The organism is Escherichia sp. GZ89, from assembly GCF_019366485.1.
Classification (GTDB): domain Bacteria; phylum Pseudomonadota; class Gammaproteobacteria; order Enterobacterales; family Enterobacteriaceae; genus Escherichia; species Escherichia fergusonii.
On the sequence record NZ_JAEOHX010000017.1, the window covers coordinates 1 to 15,345 of the forward strand.

A 15,345-nucleotide genomic window follows, 5' to 3' on the forward strand; every position below is an offset into this window, starting at 1 on the left:
CCAGTCTGGTACTTTGATACCGTAAAATCTGGAGCGTCCATCTCATTATCCCTGTAAAACGCGCCCTCAGCCCACATTCATGTGGGCTGCCCCGGCCTACAGGAAACGATTCGGCGATTTACAGCCGGACCCACACCCCCGCTGTGATGTCCATGTACCACAGACAACGCTTCATTGCTGAAGTTATAAGGCGTTACGCAGCATTGGGTAAAATGGCCGATACCATCACACCTCGTACTCCATCTCGCCATCCTTACGCAGCGGAATAATCTGCACCTTCTGTACGCGATGGCTTTCCACCTGCAACGTTTTAAGCAAATAATCCCCCACCTGAACTTCTTCGCCAGGTTTTGGAATGCGCTGTAAATATTCCATCAGCAGCCCGGCAATGGTGTGATATTCACGTTTCTCATCCAGCGGCAGTGGTACATATTGCACCAGATCTTCCAGCGGCATATGACCATTCGCCGTCCAGGAACCGTCGGCGTTTTTCTGAATATCATGACGGGCATCGATCTCTTCCACTTCGTTCGGCAAGTTACCAGCAATGGTTTCAGTGACGTCACTTAATGTCACAATCCCTTCCACCGAGCCAAACTCATCCACCACAAAAGCAAAGTGTGTGCGGGCATTACGGAACTGCTCCAGGGCAGGTAACAACGGTAAAGTTTCCGGGAACACCAGCGGCTGGCGAATCAACACCCGCAGGTTGAGCGGTTCGCCGCGCAGTGACTGTTGTAACAGGTCGATAACGTGAACAACACCGAGCAAATCTTCTGCGTCATCGCCATCAGTAACCACCAGCCGCGTATGCTGATTTCGCTCCAGCAACTGGCGGATCTCGTCTTCCGGCGCGTTGAGATCGATATGCTCAATATCGTGGCGCGACGTCATAATGCTGCTGACGGTACGCTGATTAAGATTAAGTACCCGCTCAATCATCCGCCGTTCCTGCGGATTAAAGATCTGCTGGTTACCATGATCCACTAGCATGGACGCGGTTTCGGCGTCCAGTTCCGCATCTTCTTTTTGCCCGCTTAACAAGCGCATTACCGCTTCGGTAGTCCGCTGGCGCAGCGTCTGGTTAGCGGAGAGAAAACGTCGCCGGTTAAAGATAGCCAACTGATTGAGCGCCTCGATCATCACCGAGAAACCAATGGCAGCATACAGATAGCCTTTAGGAATGACGAAGCCGAAACCTTCCGCCACCAGGCTAAAGCCAATCATCAACAGGAAACTTAGGCAGAGTATGACGATGGTCGGGTGGCTATTAACGAACTGGGTTAACGGCTTGCTTGCCATCAGCATCAGGCTGATCGCGATAACAACGGCGGCCATCATGACCAGTAAATGGTCGACCATCCCGACGGCGGTAATCACCGAGTCGAGTGAGAAGATGGCGTCCAGCACCACAATTTGCGTCACCACTCCCCAGAACTTTGCACCTTTGCGTTGCGTGGGGTTATTGCTGTCTTTCCCCTCCAGCCGTTCGTTCAACTCCATCGTGGCTTTGAACAGCAGGAAGAAACCACCAAACAGCATGATTAAGTCGCGGGCGCTAAAGGTAAACGAGCGGAAGCTGAACAGCGGTTGAGTCAGGGTGACCAGCCAGGAGATTGACGCCAGCAGTAACAGGCGCATTAACATTGCCAGCAGCAGCCCGGTAACCCGTGCGCGGTCGCGCTGCTTCGGCGGTAGTTTTTCGGCGAGGATGGCAATAAAGACCAGGTTATCAATGCCGAGGACCAGTTCGATCACAATTAGCGTGATTAACCCGGCCCAGATAGACGGATCGGCAATCCATTCCATAGTAAGTACAAAACCTATTCGTTGTATGACAAATGTCACAATTCGATCATGGATAAATCGGGGCAAAAATGCAATGTTGCAGCACTATTTATCTCATATTATTTGAGGGTAATAACCTCACATTATCCCTGAATTAAAAGTGGCAATAATAAAACATTATTTAAGAAATATCGCATATGGAGGCACTATATTAATTATTGTCAACCTAAAGAAACTCCTAAAAACCATATTGAATGACACTTAATATAATTCTTAAAAATAGCCAATTGCCGAATTGTTACCTTGCCTGCTATTCCGTTAGCTGTAACACTTCCTCCTGCATTATTGGAAGCCAATATTCAATTACCATAATGCCACCTTATATCTGGAAAATTAATTCACGGAATAACGCTTTTTCATAATCGACTGCATGATGAAAGAGTTAGAAAATCTAAACTAAATCAGTGTATTGGTAGCTAAAAAGCCAGGGGCGGTAGCGTGTCTGGATGCCTGAAAGACCAGTCTGAATTATTCTGTCAATAGCCTGCGGATGAAATCAATTTTTTTAGGACTGATGCCAGTTAAATTTTTATTCAATTAACTGCAAGGTAAATGTGCATGGCGACATTGCTATTAATAGTGCACAGGATAATTACTCTGCCAAAGTGATAAATAAACAATGATGAAATCCAAAATGAAATTGATGCCATTATTGGTGTCAGTAACCTTGATAAGCGGTTGCACAGTACTTCCGGGCAGCAATATGTCGACGATGGGTAAAGACGTCATCAAACAGCAGGATGCTGATTTCGATCTCGACAAAATGGTGAATGTTTATCCGCTGACCCCGCGCCTGATTGATCAATTACGTCCACGCCCGAACGTCGCGCGCCCCAATATGACGCTGGAAAGTGAGATTGCCAATTATCAATATCGTGTCGGGCCGGGCGACGTTCTTAATGTCACCGTCTGGGATCACCCGGAACTCACCACTCCAGCTGGTCAGTACCGCAGCTCCAGCGACACCGGCAACTGGGTACAGCCTGACGGCACTATGTTCTATCCGTATATCGGCAAGGTTCACGTAGTGGGGAAAACGCTCGCTGAAATCCGCAGTGATATTACCGGGCGCTTAGCGACGTACATCGCTGACCCGCAGGTGGACGTTAATATCGCCGCCTTCCGCTCGCAAAAAGCCTATATCTCCGGTCAGGTGAATAAATCCGGTCAACAGGCCATCACCAACGTGCCACTGACCATTCTCGACGCCATTAACGCCGCAGGTGGCCTGACCGATACCGCTGACTGGCGCAACGTGGTGCTAACACACAATGGTCGTGAAGAACGCATTTCTTTGCAGGCGCTGATGCAAAACGGTGACCTCAATCAGAATCGACTGCTTTACCCCGGCGATATCCTCTACGTGCCGCGTAATGATGATCTGAAAGTATTTGTGATGGGTGAAGTGAAGAAACAGAGCACCCTGAAAATGGACTTTAGCGGCATGACCTTGACTGAAGCCCTGGGCAATGCCGAAGGTATCGACATGACCACCTCCAACGCCAGCGGCATCTTTGTCATTCGTCCATTGAAAGGCGAGGGCGGGCGTAACGGCAAGATCGCCAATATCTACCAACTGGATATGTCCGATGCCACGTCGCTGGTGATGGCGACAGAATTCCGCCTGCAGCCTTATGACGTGGTGTATGTCACCACCGCCCCGGTTTCCCGCTGGAACCGTCTGATCAATCAGTTGCTGCCAACTATTAGCGGTGTCCGTTACATGACGGATACAGCCAGCGACATTCATAACTGGTAATCGTCATGTTTAACAATATTTTAGTTGTCTGCGTCGGCAATATTTGCCGTTCCCCGACGGCGGAACGCTTACTGCAACGTTATCACCCTGAGCTGAAAGTAGAATCCGCTGGTCTCGGCGCACTGGTCGGTAAAGGGGCTGATCCTACCGCCATCAGTGTTGCCGCAGAACATCAACTGTCTCTGGAAGGTCACTGTGCACGGCAAATCAGCCGCCGCCTGTGTCGCAACTACGACCTGATATTGACTATGGAAAAGCGCCATATCGAACGCTTATGCGAGATGGCACCTGAGATGCGCGGCAAAGTGATGCTGTTTGGTCACTGGGATAACGAATGTGAAATCCCCGATCCGTATCGCAAAAGCCGGGAAACGTTTGCAGCGGTGTACACATTACTTGAACGGTCTGCCCGCCAGTGGGCGCAGGCATTGAACGCAGAGCAGGTATAACAATGACAGAAAAAGTAAAACAACATGCCGCTCCGGTAACGGGCAGTGATGAAATCGATATTGGTCGCCTGGTCGGCACCGTCATTGAAGCGCGCTGGTGGGTAATTGGCATCACCGCCGTATTCGCCCTCTGTGCCGTGATTTACACCTTCTTCGCTACGCCGATATACAGCGCCGACGCACTGGTACAAATCGAGCAAAGCAGCGGTAATTCGTTAGTGCAGGATATCGGCTCGGCGTTAGCTAACAAGCCGCCAGCATCGGACGCTGAGATCCAGTTGATTCGCTCGCGTCTGGTGCTCGGTAAAACGGTGGACGATCTCGACCTCGATATTGCGGTGAGCAAAAACACGTTCCCGATTTTCGGTGCGGGCTGGGATCGCCTGATGGGACGTCAGAACGAGACAGTAAAAGTGACCACCTTTAATCGTCCAAAAGAGATGGTGGATCAGGTGTTTACGCTTAATGTGCTGGACAACAAAAACTACACTTTGAGCAGCGACGGCGGCTTTAGCGCTCGTGGGCAAGCGGGTCAGATGCTGAAAAAAGAAGGTGTCACGCTGATGGTTGAAGCCATTCACGCCAGCCAGGGCAGTGAGTTTACCGTCACTAAATACTCCACGCTGGGGATGATCAATCAACTGCAAAACAGCCTGACGGTAACAGAGAATGGCAAAGACGCTGGCGTACTGAGCCTGACTTATACCGGTGAAGATCGCGAACAGATCCGCGACATTCTTAACAGTATCGCTCGTAACTATCAGGAACAAAATATTGAGCGCAAATCGGCGGAAGCGTCGAAAAGCCTCGCCTTCCTCGCGCAACAGTTACCAGAAGTACGCAGCCGCCTTGATGTTGCTGAAAACAAACTGAATGCCTTCCGTCAGGATAAAGATTCTGTTGATCTGCCGCTGGAAGCGAAAGCGGTGCTTGATTCAATGGTGAACATCGACGCGCAGTTGAACGAACTGACCTTTAAAGAGGCGGAAATCTCCAAGCTGTACACCAAAGTTCACCCGGCGTACCGCACGCTGCTGGAGAAACGTCAGGCACTGGAAGAAGAGAAGGCCAAACTTAACGGTCGCGTAACGGCGATGCCGAAAACCCAGCAGGAGATTGTGCGTCTGACGCGCGATGTCGAGTCTGGGCAGCAGGTCTATATGCAACTGCTGAATAAAGAGCAGGAGCTGAAAATCACCGAGGCCAGCACCGTCGGCGATGTGCGCATTGTTGATCCGGCAATCACCCAGCCTGGCGTGCTAAAACCGAAGAAAGGGCTGATTATCCTCGGCGCAATTATCCTCGGCCTGATGCTCTCTATCGTGGGTGTGCTGCTGCGCTCGTTGTTTAATCGTGGAATTGAAAGCCCACAGGTGCTGGAAGAACACGGCATCAGCGTCTATGCCAGCATTCCGCTGTCGGAATGGCAGAAAGCGCGCGATAGCGTCAAAACCATCAAAGGGATTAAACGCTATAAGCAGAGCCAGCTACTGGCGGTGGGGAATCCAACCGATCTGGCGATTGAAGCCATCCGCAGTCTGCGTACCAGTCTGCACTTCGCGATGATGCAGGCGCAGAACAATGTGTTGATGATGACCGGGGTTAGCCCGTCAATCGGTAAAACCTTTGTCTGCGCCAACCTGGCGGCGGTCATTAGCCAGACCAATAAACGGGTGTTGTTGATCGACTGTGATATGCGCAAAGGCTACACCCACGAGCTGTTGGGCACCAATAACGTCAATGGCCTGTCGGAAATTCTGATTGGTCAGGGCGATATTACTACCGCTGCTAAACCGACCTCTATTGCCAAATTTGACCTGATCCCGCGCGGCCAGGTGCCGCCAAATCCTTCTGAACTGTTGATGAGCGAACGCTTTACCGAACTGGTGAACTGGGCGAGTAAAAACTACGACCTGGTGTTAATTGATACGCCGCCGATTCTGGCAGTGACCGATGCCGCGATTGTCGGGCGGCATGTCGGAACCACGTTGATGGTGGCGCGTTATGCGGTCAACACCTTGAAAGAAGTGGAAACCAGTCTGAGCCGCTTTGAGCAAAACGGTATTCCGGTGAAAGGGGTGATTCTGAACTCCATCTTCCGTCGCGCCAGCGCGTATCAGGATTATGGCTATTACGAATACGAATATAAGTCGGACGCGAAATAACGAAATCCGCTGTCGGATGCGATGCTGACGCATCTTATCCGACCTACGTTCACGCCGCATCCGGCAACAGAACCTGTAAACCAGCTTATAAACCGGCAGAACATCTCGATACTCCGGGAGAACAACCTATGAAAGACAATCCGCTGATCTCAATCTATATGCCGACCTGGAACCGCCAACAACTGGCGATTCGGGCGATAAAATCGGTCCTGCGCCAGGACTACAGCAACTGGGAGATGATTATCGTGGATGATTGCTCCACCTCCTGGGAACAACTGCAACAGTACGTCACCGCCCTCAACGATCCGCGTATCACTTACATCCACAACGACATTAACAGCGGGGCGTGCGCGGTACGTAACCAGGCGATTATGCTGGCGCAAGGGGAATATATCACCGGGATCGATGATGATGATGAATGGACACCCAACCGCCTGAGCGTCTTCCTCGCCCATAAACAGCAACTGGTCACACATGCGTTCTTGTACGCCAACGACTACGTTTGCCAGGGCGAAGTTTATTCCCAACCGGCAAGCTTGCCGCTGTATCCCAAATCGCCGTATTCACGCCGCCTGTTCTACAAACGCAATATCATTGGTAATCAGGTGTTTAGCTGGGCGTGGCGTTTCAAAGAGTGCTTGTTCGATACCGAACTGAAAGCGGCACAGGATTACGACATCTTCCTGCGAATGGTGGTGGAGTACGGCGAACCGTGGAAAGTGGAAGAGGCGACGCAGATCCTGCATATCAATCACGGCGAAATGCAGATCACCTCGTCACCGAAAAAATTCTCCGGGTACTTCCACTTTTATCGTAAGCACAAAGACAAATTCGACCGCGCCAGTAAAAAATATCAGCTGTTTACCCTCTACCAGATCCGCAATAAACGCATGACCTGGCGCACCTTGTTGACGCTGCTGTCGGTGCGTAACGGCAAACGTCTGGCTGATGGAATTCGGGGGCGCTAAAGATGCTGGAAGATCTGCGCGCCAACAGCTGGAGTTTACGCCCGTGCTGCATGGTTCTTGCCTATCGCGTTGCTCATTTTTGTTCAGTGTGGCGCAAAAAAAACGTCCTCAACAATCTGTGGGCGGCCCCGCTGTTGATTCTGTATCGCATTATCACCGAATGCTTTTTCGGTTATGAAATCCAGGCCGCCGCGACCATTGGCCGACGCTTTACTATCCATCACGGCTATGCCGTAGTGATCAATAAAAACGTGGTCGCGGGGGATGATTTCACCATTCGCCACGGTGTCACTATCGGCAATCGTGGTGCCAATAACATGGCATGTCCACACATTGGCAACGGCGTCGAACTTGGTGCCAACGTCATTATCCTTGGCGATATCACGATTGGTAACAACGTCACCGTGGGGGCGGGCAGCGTGGTGCTCGACGCAATCCCGGACAACGCGCTGGTGGTGGGAGAAAAAGCGCGAGTGAAGGTAATTAAATGAATATTCTGCAATTTAATGTGCGACTGGCGGAAGGCGGGGCGGCAGGTGTGGCGTTAGATCTCCACCAGCGCGCGCTGCAACAGGGGCTGGCGTCATATTTTGTCTACGGCTACGGCAAAGGCGGCAAAGAGAGCGTCAGCCATCAGAACTATCCGCAGGTCATCAAACATACGCCGCGGATGACCGCGATGGCGAACATTGCCCTGTTTCGTCTGTTTAATCGCGATCTGTTCGGCAATTTCAATGAGTTATATCGCACCATTACTCGCACACCGGGACCGGTAGTTCTGCATTTTCATGTGCTGCACAGCTACTGGTTGAATCTTAAGAGCGTGGTGCGCTTTTGCGAAAAGGTGAAAAACCACAAACCGGATGTCACTTTGGTCTGGACGCTGCACGATCACTGGAGCGTTACCGGACGCTGCGCCTTTACCGACGGTTGCGAAGGCTGGAAAACGGGCTGTCAGAAATGCCCGACCTTAAATAACTATCCGCCGGTGAAGATTGATCGCGCGCACCAGCTGGTGGCGGGCAAACGGCAGTTATTTCGCGAGATGCTGGCGCTGGGCTGTCAGTTTATTTCCCCCAGCCAGCATGTGGCTGATGCTTTCAATAGTCTGTACGGTCCAGGGCGTTGTCGGATTATCAATAATGGCATTGATATGGCAACCGAAGCGATTCTGGCGGACTTGCCTCCGGTGCGTGAAACCCAGGGCAAGCCGAAAATCGCGGTGGTGGCGCATGACCTGCGTTACGACGGCAAAACTAATCAGCAACTGGTGCGCGAGATGATAGCGCTGGGCGACAAAATCGAACTGCATACCTTTGGTAAGTTCTCGCCGTTCACCGCTGGTAACGTGGTTAATCACGGCTTTGAAACTGACAAGCGCAAGTTAATGAGTGTGCTCAATCAGATGGATGCGCTGGTGTTCAGTTCTCGCGTCGATAACTACCCGCTGATTTTGTGTGAGGCGTTATCAATTGGTGTGCCGGTGATTGCCACCCATAGCGATGCGGCGCGGGAAGTGCTGCAAAAATCCGGCGGTAAAACCGTCAGCGAAGAAGAGGTGCTGCAACTGGTGCAGTTAAGCAAACCGGAAATCGCGCAGGCGATATTTGGTACCACGCTGGCTGAGTTCAGCCGGCGCAGCCGCGCCGCCTACAGTGGACAACAGATGCTGGAGGAGTATGTCAACTTCTATCAGAATCTGTAGCTACCTGCTGCTGCCGCTGATTTACCTGCTGGTTAACGTCAAAATCGCCCAGCTTGGTGAAAGTTTCCCCATCACCATCGTCACTTTTTTACCTGTCTTGTTACTGCTGTTTTTAGAGCGCATCAGCGTTAAAAAATTGATGATTGCCTTAGGGATTGGCGCGGGACTCACGGCGTTTAACTACTTGTTTGGTCAGTCGTTGGATGCCAGTAAATACGTCACTTCAACCATGCTGTTTGTCTATATTGTGATCATTATTGGTATGGTGTGGAGTATTCGTTTTAAAACAATTTCGCCACACAACCATCGCAAGATATTACGTTTCTTTTATCTGGTGGTGGGGCTGGTGGTGGCATTGGCGGCGGTGGAGATGGCGCAAATTATCCTCACTGGCGGCAGCAGTATTATGGAGTCGATTTCGAAATATCTGATTTACAGCAACAGCTATGTACTGAATTTCATTAAATTCGGCGGTAAGCGCACGACAGCACTTTATTTCGAACCGGCATTTTTCGCTCTGGCATTAATCTCAATTTGGCTCAGCATTAAACAGTTTGGTATCAAAACGCCTAAAACCGATGCTATGATTCTCGCAGGGATAATATTATCCGGATCGTTTTCAGGGGTTATGACCTTTATCCTGTTTTATTTGTTGGAGTGGGCGTTTCAATATCTCAACAAAGAGGCGATTAAGAAAAAGTTACCGTTAGCATTGATTTCTCTGGCTGTATTCCTGGTTGGTGTGGTAATCGCGTTTCCTTATATTTCCACCCGCTTGGGCGATTTAGGTACGGAAGGATCGTCATCGTATTATCGTATTGTCGGTCCACTGGTGATGGTCGGTTATTCTTTGAGCCATATTGACGGTGTAGTCAGATTTGGCTCACTTTATGAATATGTCGCATCATTCGGAATATTTAACGGTGCGGATGTCGGAAAAACCATAGACAATGGTTTGTATCTGCTGATTATTTATTTTTCCTGGTTCGCAGTGCTTTTATCACTGTGGTATATGGGGAAAGTGATAAAAATGATGATCAACGCTTTTGGTGATAATCGCAATTTTCGTGTGCAGCTCTATCTTTTTACTCCGGTGTCGCTGTTTTTTACCGGTTCGATATTTAGCCCGGAATATGCATTTTTAATCGTCTGTCCATTTATTTTGCGAAAAGCGTTAAATATACACCCTAAATAATTCGAGTTGCAGGAAGTTGGTGACGCAGCGAATCCCCAGGAGCGTACACGAGTACGTGACTGGGGTGAGCGAGGAAAACCAACGCACATGCAGCTTGAAGTATGATGGGTATTACGAGGTAAAAAATGTTGCTTAGCATAATCACCGTTGCGTTTCGTAACCTCGAAGGGATAGTCAAAACACATGCCTCGCTGGCGCATCTGGCGCAGGCTGACGATATCAGCTTCGAATGGATTGTTGTCGATGGCGGTTCCAACGACGGTACCCGTGAGTATCTGGAAAATCTCAATGGTATCTATAACCTACGCTTTGTCAGTGAACCAGATAAGGGCATCTACGACGCCATGAACAAAGGCATTGCGATGGCACAAGGCAAGTTTGCGCTATTTCTCAACTCGGGCGATATTTTTCATCAGGATGCCGCAAATTTTGTCCGTAGATTAAAAATGCAAAAAGATAACGTGATGATTACCGGCGATGCGCTGCTGGATTTTGGCGACGGGCATAAAATTAAACGTCGCGCTAAACCGGGCTGGTATATTTATCACAGCCTGCCCGCCAGCCATCAGGCGATATTTTTCCCGGTATCCGGCTTGAAAAAATGGCGTTATGACCTGGAGTATAAAGTTTCATCCGATTATGCGCTGGCGGCCAAAATGTATAAAGCCGGTTATGCATTTAAAAAACTCAATGGCCTGGTGTCTGAATTTTCTATGGGTGGGGTATCTACCACCAATAATATGGAATTGTGTGCTGACGCGAAAAAAGTCCAACGACAAATATTACATGTGCCTGGCTTCTGGGCTGAATTATCCTGGCATTTACGCCAGCGCACGACGGGTAAGACTAAAGCCTTATATAACAAAGTCTGAATATAAGGAATACCAATGCAAGATTTAAGCGGTTTCTCGGTGCCGAAAGGGTTCCGGGGCGGCAACGCTATTAAAGTGCAGTTATGGTGGGCAGTACAGGCAACATTATTTGCCTGGTCGCCACAAGTATTGTATCGCTGGCGGGCATTTTTATTACGTTTATTCGGCGCAAAAATAGGAAAAAACGTAGTTATTCGTCCGTCAGTAAAAATTACCTATCCGTGGAAATTAACCTTAGGTGATTACGCGTGGGTCGGCGATGAGGTCAATTTATATACCCTCGGTGAAATAACCATTGGCGCACATTCGGTGATATCGCAAAAAAGTTATTTATGCACCGGGAGCCACGACCATGCAAGCCGACATTTCACCATAAACGCCACGCCCATTGTGATTGGCGAGAAATGCTGGCTGGCAACCGATGTTTTTGTTGCTCCTGGCGTCACGATCGGCGACGGCACCGTCGTGGGTGCGCGAAGCAGTGTTTTTAAATCGCTTCCGGCAAATAGAGTTTGCCGGGGGAATCCCGCAGTGGTGATACGCAAACGCGTTGAAACTGAATAAATTCAAAAAAATACAGAGGAATAAGACATGTCAAAAGTCGCTCTCATCACCGGTGTAACCGGACAAGACGGTTCTTACCTGGCAGAGTTTCTGCTGGAAAAAGGTTACGAGGTGCATGGTATTAAGCGTCGTGCATCGTCATTCAACACCGAGCGCGTGGATCACATTTATCAGGATCCGCACACCTGTAACCCGAAATTCCATCTTCATTATGGCGACCTGAGTGATACCTCCAACCTGACGCGTATTTTGCGTGAAGTGCAGCCGGATGAAGTGTACAACCTGGGCGCAATGAGCCACGTTGCGGTTTCTTTTGAGTCACCGGAATATACCGCAGACGTTGATGCGATGGGCACACTGCGTCTGCTGGAGGCGATCCGCTTCCTTGGTCTGGAAAAGAAAACCCGTTTCTATCAGGCTTCCACTTCTGAACTGTACGGTCTGGTGCAGGAAATTCCGCAGAAAGAAACCACGCCGTTCTATCCGCGATCTCCATATGCGGTCGCCAAACTGTATGCCTACTGGATCACCGTTAACTACCGCGAATCCTACGGCATGTACGCTTGTAACGGCATTCTCTTTAACCATGAATCCCCGCGCCGTGGCGAAACCTTCGTTACCCGCAAAATCACCCGCGCTATCGCCAATATCGCTCAAGGGCTGGAGTCGTGTCTGTACCTCGGCAATATGGACTCCCTGCGTGACTGGGGCCATGCCAAAGACTACGTAAAAATGCAGTGGATGATGCTGCAACAGGAACAACCGGAAGATTTTGTTATCGCTACCGGCGTTCAGTACTCCGTACGTCAGTTCGTGGAAATGGCGGCAGCACAGCTGGGCATCAAAATGCGCTTTGAAGGCACGGGCGTTGAAGAGAAGGGCATTGTGGTTTCCGTCACCGGGCATGACGCGCCGGGCGTTAAACCGGGCGATGTGATTATCGCCGTTGACCCACGTTACTTCCGTCCTGCTGAGGTAGAAACGCTGCTCGGCGACCCAACCAAAGCGCACGAAAAGCTGGGCTGGAAACCGGAAATCACCCTCAGAGAGATGGTATCTGAAATGGTGGCTAATGACCTCGAAGCGGCGAAAAAACACTCTCTGCTGAAATCTCACGGCTACGACGTGGCGATCGCGCTGGAGTCATAAGCATGAGTAAACAACGCATTTTTATCGCTGGCCATCGCGGGATGGTCGGTTCTGCCATCAAGCGACAGCTCGAACAGCGCGGTGATGTGGAACTGGTATTACGCACCCGCGACGAACTGAACCTGCTGGACAGCCGCGCGGTGCATGATTTCTTTGCCAGCGAGCGCATTGACCAGGTCTATCTGGCGGCGGCGAAAGTGGGCGGGATTGTCGCCAACAACACGTATCCGGCGGATTTCATCTACCAGAATATGATGATTGAGAGCAACATCATTCACGCTGCGCATCAGAACGACGTGAACAAACTGCTGTTTCTCGGATCGTCCTGCATCTACCCAAAACTGGCAAAACAGCCGATGGCAGAAAGCGAGCTGTTACAGGGCACGCTGGAGCCGACCAACGAGCCATACGCCATTGCCAAAATCGCCGGGATCAAACTGTGCGAATCTTACAACCGCCAGTATGGACGCGATTACCGCTCTGTCATGCCGACCAACCTGTACGGGCCGCACGACAACTTCCATCCGAATAATTCGCATGTGATCCCCGCATTGCTTCGCCGCTTCCACGAGGCGACGGCACAGAATGCACCGGACGTGGTGGTGTGGGGCAGCGGTACGCCGATGCGCGAATTTCTGCACGTCGATGATATGGCGGCGGCAAGCATTCATGTCATGGAGCTGGCGCACGAAGTCTGGCTGGAGAACACCCAGCCGATGCTGTCGCACATTAACGTCGGTACCGGCGTGGACTGCACTATCCGCGAGCTGGCGCAAACCATCGCCAAAGTGGTGGGTTACAAAGGTCGGGTGGTTTTCGATGCCAGCAAACCGGATGGCACGCCGCGCAAACTGCTGGATGTGACGCGCCTGCATCAGCTTGGCTGGTATCACGAAATTTCACTGGAAGCGGGGCTTGCCAGCACTTACCAGTGGTTCCTTGAGAATCAAGACCGTTTTCGGGGGTAATGATGTTTTTACGTCAGGAAGACTTTGCCACGGTAGTGCGCTCCACTCCGCTGCTCTCTCTCGACTTTATTGTCGAGAACAGCCGCGGCGAGTTTCTGCTTGGCAAAAGAACCAACCGCCCGGCGCAGGGTTACTGGTTTGTGCCGGGAGGGCGCGTGCAGAAAGACGAAACGCTGGAAGCCGCATTTGAGCGGCTGACGATGTCGGAACTGGGGCTGCGTCTGCCGATAACAGCAGGCCAGTTTTACGGTGTCTGGCAGCACTTTTATGACGATAACTTCTCCGGCACGGATTTCACCACTCACTATGTGGTGCTCGGTTTTCGCTTCAGAGTAGCGGAAGAAGAACTGTTACTGCCGGATGAGCAGCATGACGATTACCGCTGGCTGACGCCGGACGCACTGCTCGCCAGTGACAATGTTCACCCTAACAGCCGCGCCTATTTTCTCGCTGAGAAGCGTGCCGGAGTACCCGGATTATGAAAATACTGGTCTACGGCATTAACTACTCGCCGGAGTTAACCGGCATCGGCAAATACACCGGCGAGATGGTGGAATGGCTGGCGGCACAAGGTCATGAGGTGCGGGTCATTACCGCACCGCCGTACTACCCGCAGTGGCAGGTGGGCGAGAACTATTCCGCATGGTGGTACAAACGAGAAGAGGGGGCCGCCACGGTGTGGCGCTGCCCGCTGTATGTGCCAAAACAGCCGAGCACCGTGAAACGCCTGTTACATCTCGGCAGCTTTGCCGCCAGCAGTTTTTTTCCCCTGATGGCGCAACGTCGCTGGAAGCCGGATCGCATTATCGGCGTAGTACCAACGCTGTTTTGCACGCCGGGAATGCGCCTGCTGGCGAAACTCTCTGGTGCGCGTACCGTGCTGCATATTCAGGATTACGAAGTGGATGCCATGCTGGGGCTGGGCCTTGCCGGAAAAGGTAAAGCCGGCAAAGTGGCACAGCTGGCGACAGCCTTCGAACGTAGCGGACTGCATAACGTCGATAACGTCTCCACGATTTCGCGTTCGATGATGAATAAAGCTGTCGAAAAAGGTGTGGCGGCGGAAAACGTCATCTTCTTCCCCAACTGGTCGGAAATTGCTCGTTTTCAGCATGTCGCAGACGCCGATGTTGCTGCCCTTCGTAACCAACTTGGCCTGCCGGATAACAAAAAAATCATTCTTTACTCCGGCAATATTGGTGAAAAGCAGGGGCTGGAAAACGTTATTGAAGCTGCCGATCGCCTGCGCGATGAACCGCTGATTTTTGCCATTGTCGGGCAGGGCGGCGGCAAAGCGCGGCTGGAAAAAATGGCGCAGCAGCGCGGACTGCGCAACATGCAATTTTTCCCGCTGCAATCGTATGACGCCTTGCCTGCACTGCTGAAGATGGGCGACTGCCATCTGGTGGTGCAAAAACGCGGCGCGGCAGATGCCGTATTGCCGTCGAAACTGACCAATATTCTGGCAGTAGGCGGTAACGCGGTAATTACCGCAGAAGCTCACACAGAACTGGGGCAGCTTTGCGAAACCTTCCCAGGAATTGCGGTTTGCGTAGAACCGGAATCGGTCGAGGCGCTGGTTGCTGGGATTCGTCAGGCGCTCCTGCTGCCCAAACACAACACGGTGGCACGTGAATATGCCGAACGCACGCTCGATAAAGAGAACGTGTTACGTCAATTTATACATGATATTCGGGGATAAT

14 protein-coding genes are annotated in these 15,345 nt (G+C 51.1%); 13 read left to right on the forward strand and 1 reads right to left on the reverse strand.

Annotated elements, in window-relative coordinates:
• Positions 1–225 precede the first annotated feature (225 nt).
• A complete protein-coding gene (locus K0335_RS19775; protein ID WP_001296218.1) occupies positions 226–1,809 on the reverse strand; it encodes a TerC family protein in 1,584 nt (527 codons plus the stop codon).
• A 658-nt stretch (positions 1,810–2,467) separates the two neighbouring features.
• Here K0335_RS19775 and wza point away from each other — a divergent pair.
• From wza to wcaI, 13 genes are all read left to right on the forward strand, one after another.
• On the forward strand, positions 2,468–3,607 hold the full coding sequence (wza, locus tag K0335_RS19780) for a polysaccharide export protein Wza (RefSeq protein WP_000978094.1): 1,140 nt from the start codon (positions 2,468–2,470) through the stop codon (positions 3,605–3,607).
• A 5-nt stretch (positions 3,608–3,612) separates the two neighbouring features.
• Positions 3,613–4,056 carry a low molecular weight protein-tyrosine-phosphatase Wzb gene (gene wzb / locus K0335_RS19785; RefSeq protein ID WP_000482901.1) on the forward strand — a complete coding sequence of 148 codons (444 nt, stop codon included), beginning with the start codon at positions 3,613–3,615 and terminating at the stop codon, positions 4,054–4,056.
• Between the two features lie 2 nt (positions 4,057–4,058).
• Complete coding sequence (wzc, locus tag K0335_RS19790) at positions 4,059–6,221, forward strand: tyrosine-protein kinase Wzc (RefSeq protein WP_104919461.1); 2,163 nt, start codon at positions 4,059–4,061, stop codon at positions 6,219–6,221.
• Positions 6,222–6,349: 128 nt separating this feature from the next.
• Positions 6,350–7,189, forward strand: coding sequence for a colanic acid biosynthesis glycosyltransferase WcaA (wcaA, locus tag K0335_RS19795; RefSeq protein WP_000654499.1), 840 nt, complete (start codon positions 6,350–6,352; stop codon positions 7,187–7,189).
• A gap of 2 nt (positions 7,190–7,191) precedes the next feature.
• Entirely contained in the window at positions 7,192–7,680 is a 489-nt protein-coding gene (gene wcaB / locus K0335_RS19800; protein WP_219394032.1) for a colanic acid biosynthesis acetyltransferase WcaB, read from the forward strand.
• Positions 7,677–8,894, forward strand: a complete 1,218-nt coding sequence (wcaC, locus tag K0335_RS19805; protein ID WP_219394033.1) for a colanic acid biosynthesis glycosyltransferase WcaC — start codon at positions 7,677–7,679, stop codon at positions 8,892–8,894. Before wcaB ends, wcaC begins: the two co-directional genes overlap by 4 nt.
• Positions 8,869–10,089: a colanic acid polymerase WcaD gene (gene wcaD / locus K0335_RS19810; RefSeq protein ID WP_000107805.1), complete on the forward strand. Its 1,221-nt coding sequence runs from the start codon at positions 8,869–8,871 to the stop codon at positions 10,087–10,089. The genes wcaC and wcaD overlap by 26 nt, the downstream gene beginning before the upstream one ends.
• A 125-nt stretch (positions 10,090–10,214) precedes the next feature.
• A complete protein-coding gene (wcaE, locus tag K0335_RS19815; RefSeq protein WP_181669924.1) occupies positions 10,215–10,961 on the forward strand; it encodes a colanic acid biosynthesis glycosyltransferase WcaE in 747 nt (248 codons plus the stop codon).
• Between the two features lie 15 nt (positions 10,962–10,976).
• Complete coding sequence (wcaF, locus tag K0335_RS19820; protein ID WP_219394035.1) at positions 10,977–11,525, forward strand: colanic acid biosynthesis acetyltransferase WcaF; 549 nt, start codon at positions 10,977–10,979, stop codon at positions 11,523–11,525.
• 27 nt (positions 11,526–11,552) lie between these two features.
• A complete protein-coding gene (gene gmd, locus K0335_RS19825) occupies positions 11,553–12,674 on the forward strand; it encodes a GDP-mannose 4,6-dehydratase (RefSeq protein WP_219394037.1) in 1,122 nt (373 codons plus the stop codon).
• 2 nt (positions 12,675–12,676) lie between these two features.
• Complete coding sequence (fcl, locus tag K0335_RS19830) at positions 12,677–13,642, forward strand: GDP-L-fucose synthase (protein WP_000043587.1); 966 nt, start codon at positions 12,677–12,679, stop codon at positions 13,640–13,642.
• A gap of 2 nt (positions 13,643–13,644) precedes the next feature.
• A complete protein-coding gene (gene gmm, locus K0335_RS19835) occupies positions 13,645–14,124 on the forward strand; it encodes a GDP-mannose mannosyl hydrolase (protein WP_219394058.1) in 480 nt (159 codons plus the stop codon).
• Positions 14,121–15,344, forward strand: coding sequence for a colanic acid biosynthesis fucosyltransferase WcaI (wcaI, locus tag K0335_RS19840; protein WP_219394039.1), 1,224 nt, complete (start codon positions 14,121–14,123; stop codon positions 15,342–15,344). The genes gmm and wcaI overlap by 4 nt, the downstream gene beginning before the upstream one ends.
• The last annotated feature ends 1 nt before the right edge of the window (position 15,345 follow it).

What these genes read in the sequence shown, in the direction of transcription:
- fcl (WP_000043587.1), top strand. Translation starts at nt 12,677, where the DNA reads ATGAGTAAACAACGCATTTTTATCGCTGGCCATCGCGGGATGGTCGGT.
- wzc (WP_104919461.1), top strand. Translation starts at nt 4,059, where the DNA reads ATGACAGAAAAAGTAAAACAACATGCCGCTCCGGTAACGGGCAGTGAT.
- gmm (WP_219394058.1), top strand. Translation starts at nt 13,645, where the DNA reads ATGTTTTTACGTCAGGAAGACTTTGCCACGGTAGTGCGCTCCACTCCG.
- wcaI (WP_219394039.1), top strand. Translation starts at nt 14,121, where the DNA reads ATGAAAATACTGGTCTACGGCATTAACTACTCGCCGGAGTTAACCGGC.
- wcaF (WP_219394035.1), top strand. Translation starts at nt 10,977, where the DNA reads ATGCAAGATTTAAGCGGTTTCTCGGTGCCGAAAGGGTTCCGGGGCGGC.
- wzb (WP_000482901.1), top strand. Translation starts at nt 3,613, where the DNA reads ATGTTTAACAATATTTTAGTTGTCTGCGTCGGCAATATTTGCCGTTCC.
- wcaB (WP_219394032.1), top strand. Translation starts at nt 7,192, where the DNA reads ATGCTGGAAGATCTGCGCGCCAACAGCTGGAGTTTACGCCCGTGCTGC.
- wcaE (WP_181669924.1), top strand. Translation starts at nt 10,215, where the DNA reads ATGTTGCTTAGCATAATCACCGTTGCGTTTCGTAACCTCGAAGGGATA.
- wcaC (WP_219394033.1), top strand. Translation starts at nt 7,677, where the DNA reads ATGAATATTCTGCAATTTAATGTGCGACTGGCGGAAGGCGGGGCGGCA.
- wcaA (WP_000654499.1), top strand. Translation starts at nt 6,350, where the DNA reads ATGAAAGACAATCCGCTGATCTCAATCTATATGCCGACCTGGAACCGC.
- wza (WP_000978094.1), top strand. Translation starts at nt 2,468, where the DNA reads ATGATGAAATCCAAAATGAAATTGATGCCATTATTGGTGTCAGTAACC.
- wcaD (WP_000107805.1), top strand. Translation starts at nt 8,869, where the DNA reads ATGTCAACTTCTATCAGAATCTGTAGCTACCTGCTGCTGCCGCTGATT.
- K0335_RS19775 (WP_001296218.1), bottom strand. Translation starts at nt 1,809, where the DNA reads ATGGAATGGATTGCCGATCCGTCTATCTGGGCCGGGTTAATCACGCTA.
- gmd (WP_219394037.1), top strand. Translation starts at nt 11,553, where the DNA reads ATGTCAAAAGTCGCTCTCATCACCGGTGTAACCGGACAAGACGGTTCT.